The sequence below is a fragment of the Agarivorans sp. D1326 genome, from assembly GCF_056958115.1.
Genome location: NZ_JBTWEN010000007.1, coordinates 43,748 through 62,044, shown reverse-complemented (window position 1 = coordinate 62,044; position 18,297 = coordinate 43,748). Strand labels below are relative to the sequence as shown.

The window sequence follows — 18,297 nt, the reverse complement described above, 5'->3', positions numbered from 1 at the left end:
ACTTCAGAGAGTGGCGGACCGTGCAGGGACATCTATCAAAAATGCGAGCAGAACTGGGCGAACAAGTTCAGTATTATTTGCCTATTGGCGAGCAAGAGTTACATCTTAATCCACTAATCGGTGAATCTTTAGCTTTCGAATTTACCGGTAAAATAAACTGCCGAAGCTGTGGTAAAGCCACCAAGAAAAGTTACTCGCAAGGCCATTGTTTTGTGTGTATGCGTAAGCTGGCCAGTTGCGATATGTGCATTATGAAGCCTGAAACCTGCCACTATGCCCAAGGCACCTGTCGTGAGCCAGAGTGGGGAGAAGCAAATTGCATGATTCCTCATTATGTTTACTTGGCAAACACGTCTGGCTTAAAGGTGGGCATTACTCGCCATACCCAAATACCAACACGTTGGATTGACCAAGGTGCTACTCAAGCCCTGCCAATATTTAAAGTTGCCACGCGCCAGCTTTCTGGTTTGGTAGAAATAGAATTAGCTAAGCTGGTGGCAGACAAAACCAATTGGCGAGCAATGTTGAAAGGCGATGCAATAGAGTTAGATTTGATAGCTGAGCGTGAACGTTTGTTGCCACAAATTGGTGAGGCCCTGGCCGATCTAGCAGAGCGCTTTGGCTTAGAAGCCATTAGTGAACTGCCCGATGAGCAAGTGATTGATTTAAATTTTCCTGTTGCTCAATACCCAAGCAAAATAAGCAGTTTTAACTTAGATAAAAATCCCTTGGTAGAAGGGCAGCTGCAAGGAATTAAAGGCCAGTATTTAATCTTTAACAATGGTGTGATAAATATTCGCAAGTTTGGCTCTTACGAAATTAAACTATTGTCTGAATAAGCCAATTTACCAGCAGTATCGGAAACAGAATGATCTTACAGACTTGGCAAAAGAGACTTACATGCATACTGATTTTATCAGTGTCTTGGTTTGTCTTGGCTTGGGCTGAACATCAAGTTGAACGGCTTGATCCTGAGCACTCTGAGCTACATTGCCAACTCTGTTTTAATTTAGAAAAACTGGCAACGGCGATAGTCAGCAGCGTACCGCTGATTGTATTGCTTAAACGTCGCCAAGCTTTTGTTAGAACCGTTTACTTATACACCAGCCAGCATGCGCTCGCTGCTAGTGCCCGCTCTCCACCGTCCATGAGTTGCTAATTTAGCTAAACAAGGTTTGAATCTCGCAATACAGCTGAGTATGGTTAACGTTAAGCAAACACGCTTAGGTCTGCTCCTTGCTGTTAGCTGGTTTAGTTAGATTGGTATTGATTGATTTAGTCACTTACTTTTTAAAAATCATGGATACTTATAATGAAGTTAACGCCTATATATGCGGCCGTTTTTGGCCTGTTTTCTTGCGCAGCTAGCGCCCAGTCTGCTCACCAACATGGTGTTGCCGAGCTCTTTTTTGCCGCCAGTGGTGAAGAGCTAGAGATTGAAATCCATTCTCCGGCCGATAATTTTCTTGGTTTTGAGCATGCACCAGTCAACGAGCAACAGCACAAGATATTGGATGACGCAAAAAAACAAGCAGCTCAAGGCATGAGTTTGTTTAGCTTTGCCGGTGGCGAATGTGAGCTTGAAGAAGTTACTCAGCATTGGGGAAGCTTAGACCAAGCGGATTCAGAGCATAAAGACCACCACGCTGCGCACGACGAGCATAAAGACCATGACGATCATGACCACGACCACGCTGCTCATGCTAGCCACGAGGATGTGCGCTTAACTTACCACTTCCACTGTCATCACTTAGATGAACTGAAAAGCTTCGACCTAGAGTTGTTTAAGCTTTTCCCTCGTATGGAAAAAATCCAAGTACAAGGTGCTAGTGAGCGCGGCCAAGTAGCATTTGATGTTACACCAGCGCAGAACAAGGTGAACTTATAATATGAGCCAATCTGCTTCTCTATTAGCCTTAGAAGAAGTGGTATTTGCGTGGCCGGGTGAATCACACCCGGCCATTCATATTCCTCATTTAACTATTGCTGCAGCTAGCCATACCTTTATTCATGGGCCAAGCGGCTGTGGTAAATCTACACTACTCAGCTTGATTGCTGGGGTGATTAGCCCGCAACAGGGCAAGTTAAGTTTCATGGGACAAGATTGTGCCAGCTTAAAAGCAGCGCAACGTGACCAACTGCGAGCCGATCATATTGGCTACGTATTTCAGCAGTTCAACCTGTTGCCCTACCTGTCGGTACTCGAGAATGTCGCTTTGGCTTGTCAGTTCTCTAAGTTACGTCGGCAGCGAGCTTTAAGCCGCTCGTCGTCGGTATTGGATGAAGCGCGTCGATTACTATCGCATCTGCAGTTGCCTGATAAGCAGCTTAATCAGCCAGTTGGCCAGTTGAGCATTGGCCAACAACAGCGGGTGGCTGCGGCTCGCGCAATGATCGGCTCTCCAGAGTTAATTATTGCCGATGAACCCACCTCTGCGTTGGATAAAACCAATCGCGAACATTTTATGAACCTGTTGATGTCTGAGTTAGAGCACTGTGATAGCAGCTTGTTATTGGTGAGCCACGATCAAGAGCTAGCTAATCGTTTCCATCAGGTGGTTGATTTGCCAGCGCTTAATTTGGGAGGTCAACATGAGTTTGCTTAAATTGGCTTGGCATAGTTTGTGGGCAAGGCGTGGTACCGCATTACTTAGTTTGCTTACCATCGCCCTTAGTGTGGCCCTATTGCTAGGTGTGGAAAATCTACGTACACAAGCTAAATCGAGTTTTGCCTCAACCATTTCTGGCACCGATTTAATTGTGGGTGCACGCAGTGGCCCTACTCAATTGCTGCTTTATTCAGTATTTCGTATTGGCAATGCCACAAATAATATTAGCTGGGACAGTTACCAAGAAATTGCAGGTCAGTCGTCAGTAAAATGGTCGATCCCTATTTCCCTGGGGGATTCGCATCGCGGCTATCGGGTAATGGGCACCACCAATAGCTTTTTTGAACATTATCAATACGCCAATAAACAGCCTTTAGAGTTTGCCCAAGGCCAGCAATTAAACGATACCTTTGAAGTGGTATTAGGCGCCGAAGTTGCCCGCAAGTTGGGTTATAAACTGGGTGACAAAATTGTAGTGGCACACGGAATTGCAGCAGTAAGTTTTGTTAATCATGACCAGTTCCCTTTTGAAGTGAGCGGCATTTTAAAACCTACTGGTACGCCAGTAGACCGAACGGTGATTACCTCGCTTGCTGGCATCGAAGCGATTCACCTGCCGCCGCAAACACAGCCATTTACCGAGGCTCAGTTAACGCCTTCAAGCATCACCGCAATGATGCTGGGTACACAATCACGCTTACAAATTTTTAATTTGCAGCGGCAGATTAATCAATACAAAAATGAAGCGCTGTTAGCGATATTGCCAGGTGTGGCTTTGCAAGAGCTGTGGGGCATTTTAAGCATTGCCGAAAGTGCTCTGTTAGCGGTATCCATTTGTGTGGTTATCACTGGCTTAATGAGCATGTTAAGCACCTTAATGGTGAGCTTAAAAGAACGCCGTAGAGAGATGGCAATTTTGCGCTCGGTAGGGGCTAAACCGCGACATATCTTTGGTTTGTTACTGATTGAAGCCTTGTTATTGAGTGCGTTAGGCGCTTTGCTTGGTTTAGCCAGCATGTATCTAATTTTGGGGGCAGCGAAACCGATACTGCTTAATCAGTTTGGTTTCTATTTAGTGTTAAACTGGCCTACTGTAGAGCAATGCTACTTATTGTTGGCCGTAGTTGTGGTGGGCTTTTTAGCTGGCGTACTACCTGCTTGGCGCGCTTATCGTTATTCGCTTAGCGATGGCATGAGCATAAAAATTTAGTAAGGGTAAAACATGAAACTAGCTTATTACGTAGTGGGTTTATTGCTGGTTAGCATGAACCTACAGGCCAATGGCGTAGACGTTTGGAACGAGTTGCTGCCAGAAAATGAACGCAACATGCCGATGCCTGAAATTGATCACAACATACCGCTGGATCAGGCCGGTCAGCAAAATCTCAATGTGAGCGTAAATAAAGAGTTGGACGGCAAGCCAATCCGTATTCCGGGCTTTGTAGTACCGCTGGATACCGAAGGGGAGTTGGTGAAGGAGTTTTTATTGGTGCCGTACTTTGGTGCTTGTTTGCATTATCCACCACCACCGCCAAACCAAATTGTTTATGTAACTCACTCAAAAGGTTTACAGCTAGAAGACCTATGGGAACCTGTTTGGGTTGAAGGAACCATCAATACTCAAGTTCAAACTGTTGAAGGGGTAGCCACCGCTGGCTATTCAATCAGCGAACCTGAGTCGATCGTGTTGTATACCGATTAATCTAACACAATACCTAGGGCGATATATGGCACTACGTAAAACGCAATAATAGCGGTTTTATACAGTGCCAAGCCTAGGTAATGAAAGCGGTCGAACTTCTCTACGCTAAGGTTGAACCATTTAGAGTGCAGTTTGTAGGTCCAGTCGTGAGCTAGGGTTAAAAAAGCAAACCAATACAGCAATACCGCAATATTGATAATGGCTCCCCAGCCTAACGCGCTGCGAATTAACTCAAGTTCCATAACGTCACCTGCATATCTTTAATTATTTGAAAGCAACTAAGCCACTTAATCAATTTACCATTGCTTAGTGTCACTGCAAGCCTATTGGCTTATTCCACAGTAAAGTTTTGTTCAAAAATGCGTACTTGCTGTTGATTGTATATCGCGACTTGCCAGTCACCGCGACTGTTTAAGTCAAAGCGTTTGCTGGCATTGGTGCGCCAACGTGGACCGCCAATGTTTAAATCAACCGATGCCTGAAGTTGCTGCTGGCGATACCAGTTTACTTGAATGCTTTGACCTTGCATCTCACGCAACTCCATAAACAAGTAGACCTGCTGAATTTGATTGAGCTCAACCCGAGTTAAGTTATCCACTGGCTCTCGTTGGCTAATGGCAGAACTTAGCTGGGCTCGAGCTACTTCGCTCGATGCCTTATTGGTTTGCTCAGAGCTGTGAGCAAGCTGCTTATCAACATTTTCGGCCGCAATGGTCTCTTCATTAGTTGCTGTTTCAACCTTGCTTGCTATTGGCTCGACGATAACATTAGCTTGAGCAGCAGGTGTGCTTGTTTGCTCGCTAGCAAGCTCTGCTTGTTCTGAAGTGCTGGGAGAGGTGTTGGCTAAATCATCAGCTTGCTGCTTAGCTTGTGCGGTATCGGGTTCCGGCTGAGCTTGGTTTGTTTCTGAGGTGTTCTTTGTTGCAGCGACTAGCGGCTCATTAACTGCCTGTTCCGCTTTTGAGGGCTGCAGCTGTTGCTCTTCATTAGCCACAATCGGCGAGCTTTCAGCTGCAATCTCTTCAAGTTGTTCGGTTTGAGGTTGCTCGGTTGAGGCTTCTAAGGCTGGTAATTCTGCCTTATCTACAGTGTTTTCAACTTGGCTGGCTTGTTGGTCTGTAGTGGTATTCAAATCAGTTGTAGGTTCTGCGTTAGCTGGCCACATTAAATGCAGCAAAGCGAATATAACTAAGGCAAGCACTATCAATGCGGCAAAAACTTTGCGTAAGTCAAAGGGTGGCTTTGGCGCGGGAACTTTATCTATAGTTGCCGCTAGGTCTGCGGATGAGTTGAAATGTATTTTGATGCTTACTTGTTCTGCCATGACTGAGGATTTGCCCCATACTCCAATGAAAACTGCTGGGCGATTTTACCGATTATGCGCCTTAGCTGCTATTGATTTACCTTAAATCTGGTCGTTGTTGTTGTGTGGTTGCGTTATGCCTTCCGTCTACTGTTTAGTAAAAGCGTTCATTTCTAGTTAGCTTTAGGCAGAAAGCTCAGCATATTGTCTTAAAATCTCTTTTATCTTCGGAATTATCTAGCTTTTACCCTTCGACTCTAAATAACTGGTGTTAAATATATTTTACATTTGGTCTTTTGTGTGCCAATTTAGCTTTAATTAAATTTGCTAAATTTTGACGAGGTTTTGCAGAGGATATGGAACATAAACAAGCTCTCATTGGCGTTATTACTTGTCATAAACCGCAAGGTTTATATCAGGTGCAAAGTGTTAATGAGTTTTATCTAAACGCTTTGGAAAGCTATGACGCAGCCCCGGTATTACTGACTCACCAGCTAAAAGGGAGAAGTTTGCAAAGGGTATTACATGGCCTAGATGGAGTATTATTTACCGGTAGCCATTCTAATGTGCACCCGGAGTTATATGGCGCTACGCATTTAGAGCCGCGTTTAGACCGAGGGCGCGATAGCTTGGCATTCTCTATTGTTGAATATTCTAAACAGCATGACTTGCCTGTTTTGGGAATTTGTCGCGGCTTTCAGGAAATGAATGTCGCCCTAGGTGGCAGCCTGCATCACAAAGTCTATCAACTTGGTGGTTGTGTAGAACACCGAGAGCCGGATACCGAAGACTTCACTAAAAAGTATGCTGATCAGCACTCTTTGCAGCTTGCTAAAGACAGCTGGCTGGGCGATTGGTTAGATAGCGATACGATTCAGGTTAACTCCTTACATAATCAAGGCATTAATCGGCTCGCTGAGCCTTTGTTGGTTGAGGCGCAAGCAGAGGATGGTTTGGTAGAAGCGTTTCGGCTTGCTGAACACCCATTTTTCTATGCTGTGCAATGGCATCCCGAGTGGCAAGCCAGCGAAAATAAGGTATCGCAAGCCATTTTTGGCCAATTTTTGGCAGCGGCAAAACGCCGTGCTGCGTAGCAGTTACTAGGGCAAACAGATCATTGGAGAGCACCATGCAACAACACACATCGTCTTATTACGCTGCCAGCACAAATAACCAGCGAGAGTTTCCTCAGTTAAACCAAGATATTCGTTGTGATGTTTGCATTATTGGTGCTGGTTTTAGTGGTTTGTCTTCGGCCTTGCACCTCGCCGAGAAAGGTTTCCATGTGGTGGTGTTAGAGAGTGCCAAGGTGGGCTTTGGAGCAACTGGGCGCAATGGCGGACAAGTGGTTAACAGTTATAGTCGTGACGTGGACGTAATTGAGCAGCGCTATGACAAAAATACCGCCCAAGCCTTGAATGAAATGATCTTTGAGGGCGGAGAAATCATCCGTTCTCGCATCGCCCAATATAATATTGAGTGTGACTACCAAGCCGGGGGTGTTTTTGCCGCCAACAACCCTAAGCAGTTTAAAGGCCTTCGGGAACAAAAATCCAATTGGGAGCGTTTTGGCAATCACCAATTGCAATTGTTAGATAAAGCGGAGTTAGAACAAATAGTAGGTACCACTGCCTACCAAGGTGGCTTATTGGACATGCAAGGTGGGCATATTCATCCGCTTAATCTTGCTCTAGGTGAAGCCGAAGCAGTACTTGGTTTAGGTGGTGAGATCTATGAGCAATCGGCAGTGTTAAGTTACCAAGCGGGTGAGCCTGCCAAAGTCACTACCGAACATGGCAGCGTTACTGCGAACTATCTACTGTTTGCCGGAAATGCCTACTTGGGCGAGCTTGAGCCAAAGCTGAGCGATAAGGCGATACGCTGCGGCACCCAAGTAATAGCCACCGAGCCTTTAAGTGATGAGCTGTGTCAGCAGCTATTACCAAAAAACTACTGTGTGGAAGATTGTAACTACTTGCTTGATTACTACCGTTTGACCGCAGATAAACGTTTATTGTTTGGCGGAGGAGTGGTTTATGGCGCTAAGCCTTTGGCGTCTATAGAAAAGCAAATCAGGCCTAAATTCGAAGCGCTGTTTCCGCAACTAAAAGGGACCGCGATTGATTACGCATGGACCGGAAACTTCTTGCTTACTTACTCAAGAATGCCTCAGTTTGGCAGGCTCGATAGCAACATTTATTACTTACAGGGTTACAGCGGCCATGGCTTAACCTGTACTCATTTGGCCGGTAAGCTGTTAGCCGAAGTGCTTAGTGACCAAGCGCAGCGTTTTGATGTATTTGCTTCACTTAATCACTACCGTTTCCCGGGAGGTCGGCATTTACAGGTGCCATTTACCGCACTGGGTGCGGTGTATTACAACCTGCGAGATAAATTAGGTATTTAGCTTGCTTAGTCTTTAGGTTGGCTTACCGAATCGCGTTTTACCAGTGTAGGCACGTATTTATGAATAGGCGCAACACTTTCGCCACTGGCTAGCGCTAAAGACATCTCGGCGGCTTCCATCGCCATCATCTCAATAGGGTAACGCATGGTGGTGAGTTTAGGGCGCAAGTAGCGAGACAGTAATACGTCATCAAAGCCTATTACCGATACATCTTCGGGTACTCGATAGCCGTTGTCGCAAAGTACGGTGATGGCGCCAGACGCCATGGAGTCGTTGTAAACAATTAGGGCGGTAAAATCTAAGCCGCGCGCTAATAGGTTTTGCGCCGCAATTTCGCCGCCAATTTCATTAGGATCAGATGAGGCAATGGCATGTTCAGCTAAGGGCATGCCTTCTTCACTCAATACCGACTTAACACCTTCTAAACGCAAGCGTGGATCTTCGATGTCGTAGCTACTTGTTATGCAGGCAATGTTTTTGTGGCCTAATGATAACAAGTGGCGAGCGGCTGCTTCTCCGCCGGCTTGGTTGTCTAACCATACGCAGCGGTGAGCAATTTCTGGGATATAGCGGTTAATTAATACTAAAGCCGGAACGGCTTCTGCGTAATCAATTAAGGCTTGATTGCTTAAGGCTTTAGAGTGCACCACCAAGGCCTGACAGCGCTGTTCTAAAAGCGTTTCAATGGCGCGCTTTTCACTTTCTGCACTAACTAAACCGTTACTGATCAACAACTGGATATTGTTGTTGCGGGTTACTTTCTCTACCCCGCCAGCTAGCGTGGCAAAAAATGGGTCTGTTAGCTCACTAAACACTAAACCTAAAGTAGGGTTGGTTTGGGTAACCAGAGCGCGGGCATTGGCGTTAGGCCGATAGCCTAGCTCTAACATCACCTTCTTTACAAGGTCGCGGTTTTTGGCACTTACTTTGGGGCCATTATTGACCACCCGAGATACGGTGGCGACAGAAACACCGGCGGCAGCTGCTACGTCTTTAATTGTGGCCATTTATACTCCAAGAAAACGGTTTTGCTTGTGACTAAGTTGAAAACACTAGCTATAAGATGTGCTGGCGTCACGACCAGTGACTAGGCGATGTAGTATCTATAATTTAACAAATGTAAATCAAATGTGGAAACGTTTTCCTTTGAACGCGAGTGTAATCACATATTATCTATGCTTTTTTTCGCTGTGGTGGCAGGGTTTGAGCTGTTCTGAAACTGTTAAGAAAAACTGTTACATACACTTGCTCGCTAAGCATTAGCCGCTTAAAGTAGCGCTAGATGCTAACAGCAACATAATTAAGGAGCGCTGAGTGAGTGTATCAAGAATGTTCCCTGCCACCCGCATGCGTCGAATTCGCCGTCATGATTTCTCTCGTCGCCTAGCCAGTGAAAACCAGTTAAGTGTTGATGATTTGATTTACCCAATGTTTGTGATTGAAGGGGAAAACCAAACAGAAACGGTTGCGTCCATGCCGGGTGTAAAGCGTTTTAGCATTGATCTGCTGTTAAAAGAAGCTGAGCAATTAGTGGCCTTAGGTGTGCCGATGATTGCCCTGTTCCCGGTAACGCCGCTTGAGCAAAAGTCACTGTTGGCTGAGCAAGCCTATGCCGACGATGCCCTAGCGCAACGAGCGGTGCGCGCACTTAAACAAGCTTTTCCTGAACTTGGAGTGATGACCGATGTGGCATTGGACCCGTTCACCACTCATGGCCAAGACGGCATTATCGATGACGAAGGTTATGTGCAAAACGATATAACCACCGAGATTCTGGTGAAACAGGCCTTATCTCATGCAGCCGCAGGGGCTGATGTTGTTGCGCCATCGGATATGATGGACGGCAGAATTGCCGCTATTCGAGAAGCGTTAGAGGAAGCGGGTTATCACAACACCATGATCATGGCTTATTCAGCCAAATACGCCTCTAGCTACTACGGACCATTCCGCGATGCAGTGGGTAGTTCTGGTAACCTTAAAGGTGGCAATAAAAAGACTTACCAAATGGATCCTGCCAATGGTCAAGAAGCACTACATGAAGTGGCTTTAGATATTGAAGAAGGCGCCGACATGGTAATGGTAAAGCCAGGTATGCCCTATTTAGATGTGGTTCGCCAAGTTAAAGATGCCTTTGCAGTGCCTACCTTTGCTTACCAAGTGAGTGGCGAGTATGCGATGCATAAAGCCGCCATTGAGAATGGTTGGTTAGCCGAGCGCCCGGTAGTGCTTGAATCTTTACTTGCCTTTAAACGGGCCGGCGCCGATGGCATTTTAACTTACTTCGCTAAAGACGTAGCGCAGTGGTTAGCCGAAACTAAATAAATCCTTACTAGGTAGTTGCTAAGCCCCCACCGAGGGGCTTTATTGTAATATGAAGAAAATACTGTTTGCCCTACTCAGCCTTAGTTTATTGCTTGCTCTGGCGGTATTAATCGCCTTTGCGTTGATGGTATCTAAGCAAGCTACCGTGCTCACTCCTCCTTCGGTGAGTGCTCGGCAAGTTGCCGATGCTAAAGACTGGCTTAAACAAAACTTGCAGCTTTTTCGTGGCGGGCAGCAATCGGTTGATATTCAACTTAGCCAACAGCAGCTAGATGGCTTGTTAGCTTTATCTTCCACTGCTTTTAGTGGTTTAGATGCTGAAGCAGCGTTTGCCGAATCTGAGTTACGCCTAAGTGGCAGCATTGCCTTGCCTACGAGCATTTACCAAGGCTATGTAAACAGCGAAATTAGCTTGCATACCTCAACTCAAGGTTTGCAGTTTGGTCAATGGAAGGTAGGTCAATTAAGCTTACCGGGCAGCATGGCGCAACACATAGCGCTGCGCTTGGCAGAGCGTTTGTTCCCAGAGTTACAAGCCGAAGAGCTATTAGCTAGCATTAAAGCAGTAGACGTTAGCCAGCAGCAGGTGCAGTTTAAGGTTGAGCCAGTAGAGGATTTAGGTTTAAAAGTTGCTGGTGCTTATAAGAATCTCAATCAGTTGAAAGATCCGCAGCTAGCTAGCTTACCAGTGGCGATTTACTATCAAAAGTTAAGCCAGTTAAGAAAGCAGTATGGTGAACAACAAGCCATTTCTTTATATGACTATCTGTACCCACTGAGCTTTGATGTCGCAATGCGAGGTGAGCAAAGCGATGTTCTACAAGAGCAACAGGCTTTAGTGTGGGCAATGGCGATTTTTTTCAGCCAAGGCACTTTTCAAAAAGTGATGGCGCAACGTTTTGCTGATGACCTGACTCTAGAAGCCGCTCCAAACAATGTTACCCTTGCAGGGCGCAGAGACTTACTGCTGCACTTTGTTTATTCGGCGGGCTTGAGCATGGCTGCAGAGCAAGGTTTTAGTGCTTCTATTGGAGAGTTTAAAGAGCTATTTGATTCTTTAGAGGGTGGCAGTGGTTTTAGTTTTGCCGATCTAGCAGCTGACCGGACTGGCATTGAGTTTGCCGAATCGGCGAAGAATCTCGATAAAGCGGAAATGTTTTTGGCTGCTATGCGCTCCGCACGCTCAGAACAGGCATTTTTCCCACGGATAGATGATTTAGCCGAAGGCATTAGTGAGCAAAGCTTTGCCCAAGTTTATGGTTCTACAAACTCTGAGTTGTATCAGCAAAAAGTGTTTTTTATTGACCAGCGCATCGCCCACTTGCCGGCTTTTCTTAACCCTGAACACTAGGGGCTGTTGATCTTTGCTGATGATTCTTGCAGCAATTTATTAGCCATTTAGGCAAGGCAGAGAGTGTGCAGTTAAGTGGGCTTAATAATCACTCGCTAAGGCTGAATCAATGGCTAAGAAATGCTGCCCGAAGGGTTCGGATAAGCGAACTCTACTCTTTGTTAAGCACTTCTTGCTTAGCCCACTAGGCTTCTAAGTGCTCGCCGCGATTAAAGCCCGCTTATCTCGAACAAAATTTCAACACCAAAGTTCAACAGCCCCTAGCCAAATATTAGCAAGGCGCTGCCTAGTACACATAAACCGGCGCTAAGCCAGGCCGAGCGAGTAGGCGCTTGTTTGGTTACTATCCATAACAGCGGCAGCACCAATACTGGTGAAGTTGATGATAACAGGGCAACCACTGATACATCGCCATGCCTTAGGGCAAACAACATTAATGTCATGCCGACCGCCATGGCTAAAAAACCGTTGGCGGCGATCATAACAAATAGCTTTGAGTTAATCGGCATAAGTGTTCTTGCAAGTTTGTAACCACTTAGCCATAACAAAAAGTGGGCTGAAAAAGCACTTAACATTCGCAATGCTGAGCCCGCTACTGGGTCTATAGCACTGTATTCTGGGGCGCTCATCAGCGGTTTTAGCATCACTGTTCCAAGGCTTTGGCAGAGTGCGGCCGTTAACCCCAAAGCAACCGCTATGCTGACTGAGCCGGTAATTTTTTCCCAGCTGTGCTGCTCACTTCGGCGACCAAAACTAACAGCCAATATCACGCCTAAGAACAAACAAGCAGCGCCCAGTAGCGACCAACCAAGTAAATCTTCATTAAATAGCCATACTCCTAAAAAGGCAGAGAAAGCCGCGTGACAAGCAAATAACAAGCTGGCGCGGCGGGGCCCTAGGCGGTTCATACAAGCAAACAAGGCGGTGTCGCCAACAAATACGCCAATAAAGCCCGACAAAGCAAACAATCCCGCTTGCGACAGGCTAATCATTTGCCATTGGTTATTGTATAAAGCGGCACCAAGCAGCATTAGGCTCACTAAACCCATGCGCCAGCGGCTATAGGCAAAAGCGCCCATCACTCGGCTAGGGGTTACCGAGATTAAGCTGGTGCACGCCCAAAGGGCAGCGGCCAGCAAGGCTAACCATTCATAACTCAATGTATGCTCCTAAAACGCAATAAGAGAGGGCTAAGTGAAACGCTGAGTTAACTTAGGCAGGTACCGCTTGGCTTGGCTGTGCCCAAGTGGTGACAAAGGTATTACGACCTTTGCGTTTGGCAGCATACATGGCATTGTCGGCGTCAATCAACAAACGGGACAAATCTTTTCTTTGGGTTTCAAAGGCAATGCCCATGCTAATGCTAATAGCGAGGTGTTGGTCGTTAACCGAGCAAGGTTTTTCGGCAACTTGTTTGACAATGATATTGGCTAAGTCTTGCGCATGTTGGCGCTGGCAATTGGCCCATAATATACAAAATTCATCGCCGCCAAATCGGGCAAACATTGCCTCTTCAGGGAGTTGTTGTTTTACGCAGGCTACAACATGTTTTAGCGCATCATCACCGGTGTGATGGCCGTATTGGTCATTAATGTGTTTAAATTTGTCTATATCAAACAGCATCACTGCCATGCTTAATACTGATTCACATTGAGTATCAAGCTGGCGCTCTAATTCTCGGCGATTCAAGATATTGGTGAGCGGGTCGATGCGCGCTTGCTCAGCAAGGTGGCGATGAGCGCGCTGAGTATCGATAGAAAACAGCTTGGCCACAATACTTAATAGAATGGCGCAGTTAATAAAGACCAAGCCCATAGAACTTCGTTTTTGCTCTACATCACTAGGGAACATAGGGTCGCTTGGCCAGTAGAATACCGCAAAAAAGGCCACGCTTATTAGGGCTAAAATGGCATTGCGAATGGACGGTTTTTCTTGCCATAGCAAGAATGCCACTGGATAAATAACAATAAGATGGAAGAAAATGAAGGACTCGATACCAAACCAACGGGTAGAGGCCAAAGTAATATCGAGAACAAATACCGTTAACAGCCAGGCTCGGGCTAGGTCATTTTGATTTAACCAGTTAAACAGCAGCGTTAGGGTGTAAGCAAATACCACTAAGCCATTAACCAGCCAGAATTCAACCACCGTAATGTTGTGCTCAAGCGCTTGAACAATAACGTTTAGGGCAAGTAAAGGCAGGCCTATAACCACAAATAGATTGGTCATACGAACGGCGTGACGCTTTCCTTTGCTGGTGCCTATGTTAAGTATCTTGTTGAGCAACCGTGTTCCTTACAGTTAATACTCAAATAAAAACGATTGTATACCTGAAAAAGTAAAACTACTGTGAATTAGCTTAGATCGCGACTGTTTAATCGAAAGTTTGGCAATGTAACCTTGGTTACATTGCCAAGTTACTTAATCTAGGTGCTTAATTAACCAAGCTATTGCGTCGGCGTATACAGGCGTCATCAGCGGTTCTAATTTCGCTAAACTTGCTAGTAATTGTGAACGCTCTGCAATGCTGATGTTTATGTGGCCAACTTTACGCCCTGGACGAACGTCTTTGCCATACCAAAATACCTCCACCCCTGGCACGCATAGCCACTGATGATTGTACTCAACACCAATCAGATTAAGCATTACGCTTTGGGTTTTAACCAAAGGTTGCACTAAGGGCAAATCTGCCACGGCTCGAATATGCGCCTCGAACTGACTAAGGCTAGAGCCTGCTTGGGTCCAGTGGCCGCTGTTGTGAACTCGAGGTGCTATCTCATTAATCAGCAACTTATCGCCAACCTGGAAGCATTCCATGGTCATTACACCCACGTAATCTAGCGAGTCCATTAGCTTACCGAGCATATTTTCAGCCTGGCCCTGAAGGCTAGCTTTACTCGCAACCGGTGATACCGTGGCTAATAAAATACCTTCATGATGCTGGTTAATCGCTAGTGGGTAGAATGCGGTGTCACCGTTGGCATGGCGCATACCAATAAGTGATACTTCTTCGTCGAACCCTATCGCTTGTTCTGCAATACAATGATCTAACCAGTCTTGTGGAATGGCACGTTGTTCAGCGTTGCCACTAAGCTTTAACCAATGCTGGCCTTTGCCGTCGTAGCCGCCGGAGCGCTGCTTTAGTAATACTCGTTCGCCTAACTCAGCAAACAGTTGTTCAGCGCTGTGACCTTGTTTTACATCTACCCAAGGGGCGGTGGCTAAACCTAAGCTGTCGAGCAATTTCTTTTGGCTTGCTCGGTCAGCTAGCTGAGCTAAAGCCGGGCCGTTAAGAAAGCTTGAGTGTTGGGTAAGCTGCTCGGTGGCTGGCGTTACTGGCCAGTGCTCGCGCTCAACGGTAATAATGTCGTTGGCAGCGATATCAAAGGTATCAGTCTCGTCAGTTTCTACTGGGCGAACCTCAATGTTTAATGGTTGCGCTGCGTGTTTTAGCATTGCTCCCAATTGGCCCGCACCTAAAATCCAAATCTTATTCATTTTGCTTACCACTACTCAGCTACGCGAGGATCTGGGTGGGCTAATACTGATTCTGTTTGGGCACTGCGGAAAGCCTCGATACGCTCAGCTAGTTCAGGGTTAGTCGTAGCTAAAATCTGTGCAGCAAACAATCCCGCGTTATAAGCACCAGCAGTGCCAATGGCAAGAGTACCAACTGCTACGCCTTTTGGCATTTGGGCAATCGATAACAAGCTATCCATACCGTTTAAGGCTTTACTTTGAACTGGCACACCAAGTACTGGTAAACGGGTTTTAGACGCCACCATGCCTGGCAAGTGAGCAGCGCCGCCGGCACCACCAATAATCACTTTAATACCACGGTCGGCAGCGTTGGCTGAAAATTCCATTAATTTGTCGGGAGTGCGGTGAGCACTAACTACTTCAACCTCAAATTCAACGCCCAATTGTTCTAGTACTTCGGCGGCGTTTTCCATAGTTGGCCAATCACTTTTTGACCCCATGATGATGGCAACTTGTGGTTGTGGCATTGTATTCTCCTCGACTTAAATAGCACAGTGGTAACACGTTTCTTAGCGGCAACAAAATTGTTGTCTATTTGCGCGCGCAGTTTGCCAGCCTTACCCGCTAAGGTCAATATTAGCGCAGTGTTAGCCAACAAAATCGAATTTTGTTCTAGCCGTACAGTGCTTTGTTTGGGTAAAAGTTCAGGTGCTTGCTATTTTTGTGATGTTTACTGCTTAATCAATACGAATTTAGTAGATTTGGACTACTGTTAAATGAGTACAGTAGCCTATAGCTAACAATAGAATTCATTAGCCTCTAAGGAGAGAAGCAATGTGGAAACTTGTGGTTATTTTATCTCTACTCAGTGCCCCGCTAATGGCAGCTAACGTAGAGTTACGTTTGCCTGCTTATTCCGATGATTCACACATTTTTTATCATGAACTGCTAGAGCAAGCCCTGCTTGAAGCTGGTCACCAGCCGGTGATTGATGTTCCTTCATCTAACTTACCGCAAAAACGGGCTGAGTCGATGCTACGTAATGGCCAATTAAGTTTGGTGTGGCTGTTAGCGTCGGCCGAGCGTGATAAAGATCCAAATTTCACCCCAGTTCGTGTGGGCTTAACCAACGGCTTAATTGGTCACCGATTATTGCTGGTGCCGCGCTCTGAGGTTGACGCTTATCGTTTTGTAAATACGCTAGAAGACTTTCAAAAGCTGGATAAAACCGGTGGTTTTGGCAAAAATTGGTTTGATGTAGATGTATGGCAAGCCAACCAGCTAAAAACCGTTGAAGTTGATGGAGAGTGGCGTCGTTTATACAAAATGGTGGCTAACCATAAACGCGGTATCGACTATTTCTCACGTGGCTTTACCGAGATTATTAATGACTCACTACAACACCCTTATTTAGCGATAGAGCCCTATTTAATTTTGCAGTATGAGCGTGATTTTCAGTTTTACGTGAGTAACTCTCAGCCTGAGCTGGCGGCCATTATCGAAGATGCTTTAAAAAAGGCTGAAGACAGTGGCTTGTTGGATAAGCTGATTGAAGAATACTGGCGAGAAGACTTTGATTTACTTAATTATCGCCGACGAGTAAAAATTGAGTTGGCAACACCTAACTAGCACTTAACAAAGTGCTTCAATAATCTCTAAGGGATAACCCGCTTGGCTTTGCACTTTTGCTTCCAGCTCTAGTTCGGCTGCGCGTAAAGGATGTTGTTCATTCCAGGTGGGTGGAAAACATAGCCGCCAATCCTCTTCGGCTTGAAACACGCTTATCTTAGGTACGCTACCTTCGGTGCGGCGCATGCACACGATAATGGCAATGCGTAACAATCTAGCCAGCACTAAAGCTTCGGGCTTTTCTAAGGCATTTTGTTGAGCAAGAAGTTCGCTTTGCCAATCACCACGCTGGTTTAACAAAAGGCAGGAGACAAAGTGTTTTTGTGCGCTGGTAAAACCGGGCAAATCTGAATGATCAATAATATATGCGGCGTGTTGGGGCGCTTTCTTAAACTCAATATTTAACCCTACTTCGTGGAACATAGCTGCCCACTTCAACAGGCTTAAAGCGCGATCACTAAGCTTAGGTGTTACTTGTTGCGCCATAGCTAAGGCACAGTTCGCTACGCGTTCGGCGTGTTGATTGTCGATGCGATGACGTTTTACAAAGCTTTCTACGGTGCGGGCTCTTACACTGCTGGTATCTTTTTGGCTCAGTAGGCCATATACCAGTCCTTCACGTAAGGCACCTCCGGCTAAGGAAAGTGACTCGATTTGCAGGCTTTCGAATAGCGCAATTAGTATCGCTAAACCAGATGCAAAGACCGGTTTTCGCTCTTCAAGCAAACCTTTAATATCAAGCTTTTCAAGCGTGCCGCAAGCAACCACTTGTTGTTGAATTGCCTTTAATTTTTGGTAGGTAATACGTTCATCAAGACCTTGAGCGGTAATAATTTCTAACAGTGCTTGAATAGTGCCTGAAGCGCCCACGCTGCTTTGCCAACCTAGACGGCGATAATCGCTAAGTACTGGGGAGATCACTTCTTTAGCTGCATCAATGGCTAACTGAAAGTTGGTTTCGCTAAGCTCTTGTTGGAAGAAACGTTTTAACCAAGTAACACAGCCCATATCTAGGCTGTTCAGTAGCAAGGCTTCGCTTTGCTCGCCGACTACTAGCTCGGTACTGGCACCGCCAATATCAATGACTAAACGCTTGCCACTGCCGCTGCTGGTATGTGCCACGCCACGGTAAATAATTTTAGCTTCGGTTTCGCCGCTAATGATATGGATCTTGTGGTTGAGAATTTTTTCGGCTTGCTGCAAAAACTCATCAGCATTAGTGGCGCGACGCAAAGTAGCTGTGGCGACAATTTTAATTTGCGCTTCTGGTATATCTCTTAGCTGCTCGGCAAACAAGCTCAAGCATTGCCAACCACGCACCATGGATGCGTGATCGAGCTTGTCGTTGGCATCTAAGCCTGCGGCTAAGCGCACCTTTCTTTTCACCTTGGCAATGGTTTGCACGCTTCCACTCAACTCCCGCACAATTAACATGTGGAAGCTGTTGGAACCTAAATCAATGGCTGCATATAGGGGTGAAACTTTAGACACGCT

The 18,297-nt window shown here is 46.0% G+C and carries 19 protein-coding genes; 11 read left to right on the top strand and 8 right to left on the bottom strand.

What is annotated here, in order from left to right; translation table 11 throughout:
• The first annotated feature begins 20 nt into the window (after positions 1-20).
• From ACYFDN_RS14265 to ACYFDN_RS14240, 6 genes are all read left to right on the top strand, one after another.
• Entirely contained in the window at positions 21-839 is an 819-nt protein-coding gene (locus ACYFDN_RS14265) for a DUF2797 domain-containing protein (RefSeq protein WP_406609878.1), read from the top strand.
• An 80-nt stretch (positions 840-919) separates the two neighbouring features.
• Positions 920-1,159, top strand: coding sequence for a DUF2607 family protein (locus ACYFDN_RS14260; protein WP_194164211.1), 240 nt, complete (start codon positions 920-922; stop codon positions 1,157-1,159).
• A 153-nt stretch (positions 1,160-1,312) separates the two neighbouring features.
• The gene (locus tag ACYFDN_RS14255; protein ID WP_483511655.1) at positions 1,313-1,888 is read left to right on the top strand and encodes a ZrgA family zinc uptake protein; all 576 of its coding nucleotides are present in this window, start codon (positions 1,313-1,315) and stop codon (positions 1,886-1,888) included.
• Between the two features lies 1 nt (position 1,889).
• Positions 1,890-2,606 carry an ABC transporter ATP-binding protein gene (locus ACYFDN_RS14250; RefSeq protein WP_483511654.1) on the top strand — a complete coding sequence of 239 codons (717 nt, stop codon included), beginning with the start codon at positions 1,890-1,892 and terminating at the stop codon, positions 2,604-2,606.
• Positions 2,593-3,819 (top strand): ABC transporter permease, encoded by a 1,227-nt coding sequence (locus ACYFDN_RS14245; RefSeq protein WP_338622592.1) that lies wholly within the window; start codon positions 2,593-2,595, stop codon positions 3,817-3,819. The genes ACYFDN_RS14250 and ACYFDN_RS14245 overlap by 14 nt, the downstream gene beginning before the upstream one ends.
• Positions 3,820-3,831: 12 nt before the next feature.
• The gene (locus ACYFDN_RS14240; RefSeq protein WP_016400100.1) at positions 3,832-4,311 is read left to right on the top strand and encodes a DUF3299 domain-containing protein; all 480 of its coding nucleotides are present in this window, start codon (positions 3,832-3,834) and stop codon (positions 4,309-4,311) included.
• On the opposite strand, the gene ACYFDN_RS14235 is transcribed toward ACYFDN_RS14240, so the two are convergent.
• Positions 4,308-4,553 carry a DUF6868 family protein gene (locus ACYFDN_RS14235; protein WP_016400099.1) on the bottom strand — a complete coding sequence of 82 codons (246 nt, stop codon included), beginning with the start codon at positions 4,551-4,553 and terminating at the stop codon, positions 4,308-4,310. The genes ACYFDN_RS14240 and ACYFDN_RS14235 overlap by 4 nt on opposite strands.
• 89 nt (positions 4,554-4,642) lie before the next feature.
• A complete protein-coding gene (locus tag ACYFDN_RS14230) occupies positions 4,643-5,635 on the bottom strand; it encodes a DUF2914 domain-containing protein (protein WP_483511652.1) in 993 nt (330 codons plus the stop codon).
• A gap of 335 nt (positions 5,636-5,970) precedes the next feature.
• On the opposite strand from ACYFDN_RS14230, the gene ACYFDN_RS14225 reads away from it, so the two are divergent.
• Positions 5,971-6,708 (top strand): gamma-glutamyl-gamma-aminobutyrate hydrolase family protein, encoded by a 738-nt coding sequence (locus ACYFDN_RS14225; RefSeq protein ID WP_483511651.1) that lies wholly within the window; start codon positions 5,971-5,973, stop codon positions 6,706-6,708.
• A gap of 35 nt (positions 6,709-6,743) precedes the next feature.
• Positions 6,744-8,021 carry an NAD(P)/FAD-dependent oxidoreductase gene (locus tag ACYFDN_RS14220; RefSeq protein WP_483511649.1) on the top strand — a complete coding sequence of 426 codons (1,278 nt, stop codon included), beginning with the start codon at positions 6,744-6,746 and terminating at the stop codon, positions 8,019-8,021.
• Between the two features lie 5 nt (positions 8,022-8,026).
• Here ACYFDN_RS14220 and ACYFDN_RS14215 read toward each other — a convergent pair whose 3' ends face one another.
• The gene (locus ACYFDN_RS14215; RefSeq protein WP_016400094.1) at positions 8,027-9,028 is read right to left on the bottom strand and encodes a LacI family DNA-binding transcriptional regulator; all 1,002 of its coding nucleotides are present in this window, start codon (positions 9,026-9,028) and stop codon (positions 8,027-8,029) included.
• A gap of 322 nt (positions 9,029-9,350) precedes the next feature.
• Between ACYFDN_RS14215 and hemB the strand changes: the two genes are divergently transcribed.
• Positions 9,351-10,343 carry a porphobilinogen synthase gene (hemB, locus tag ACYFDN_RS14210; protein ID WP_152785485.1) on the top strand — a complete coding sequence of 331 codons (993 nt, stop codon included), beginning with the start codon at positions 9,351-9,353 and terminating at the stop codon, positions 10,341-10,343.
• A 49-nt stretch (positions 10,344-10,392) separates the two neighbouring features.
• Positions 10,393-11,694: a hypothetical protein gene (locus ACYFDN_RS14205; RefSeq protein ID WP_483511648.1), complete on the top strand. Its 1,302-nt coding sequence runs from the start codon at positions 10,393-10,395 to the stop codon at positions 11,692-11,694.
• Positions 11,695-11,954: 260 nt separating this feature from the next.
• Here ACYFDN_RS14205 and ACYFDN_RS14200 read toward each other — a convergent pair whose 3' ends face one another.
• From ACYFDN_RS14200 to purE, 4 genes are all read right to left on the bottom strand, one after another.
• Entirely contained in the window at positions 11,955-12,854 is a 900-nt protein-coding gene (locus tag ACYFDN_RS14200) for a DMT family transporter (RefSeq protein WP_483511647.1), read from the bottom strand.
• 52 nt (positions 12,855-12,906) lie between these two features.
• On the bottom strand, positions 12,907-13,980 hold the full coding sequence (locus ACYFDN_RS14195; protein WP_472589540.1) for a GGDEF domain-containing protein: 1,074 nt from the start codon (positions 13,978-13,980) through the stop codon (positions 12,907-12,909).
• Positions 13,981-14,115: 135 nt separating this feature from the next.
• Positions 14,116-15,192, bottom strand: a complete 1,077-nt coding sequence (gene purK, locus ACYFDN_RS14190; RefSeq protein ID WP_040306733.1) for a 5-(carboxyamino)imidazole ribonucleotide synthase — start codon at positions 15,190-15,192, stop codon at positions 14,116-14,118.
• 11 nt (positions 15,193-15,203) lie between these two features.
• Positions 15,204-15,701 carry a 5-(carboxyamino)imidazole ribonucleotide mutase gene (purE, locus tag ACYFDN_RS14185; protein ID WP_016400088.1) on the bottom strand — a complete coding sequence of 166 codons (498 nt, stop codon included), beginning with the start codon at positions 15,699-15,701 and terminating at the stop codon, positions 15,204-15,206.
• A gap of 307 nt (positions 15,702-16,008) precedes the next feature.
• On the opposite strand from purE, the gene ACYFDN_RS14180 reads away from it, so the two are divergent.
• Positions 16,009-16,803 (top strand): hypothetical protein, encoded by a 795-nt coding sequence (locus ACYFDN_RS14180; protein WP_483511645.1) that lies wholly within the window; start codon positions 16,009-16,011, stop codon positions 16,801-16,803.
• A 3-nt stretch (positions 16,804-16,806) separates the two neighbouring features.
• Here the strand turns inward: ACYFDN_RS14180 and gppA are convergent, their stop codons facing one another.
• Positions 16,807-18,294 carry a guanosine-5'-triphosphate,3'-diphosphate diphosphatase gene (gene gppA, locus ACYFDN_RS14175; protein WP_483511643.1) on the bottom strand — a complete coding sequence of 496 codons (1,488 nt, stop codon included), beginning with the start codon at positions 18,292-18,294 and terminating at the stop codon, positions 16,807-16,809.
• Positions 18,295-18,297 lie beyond the last annotated feature (3 nt).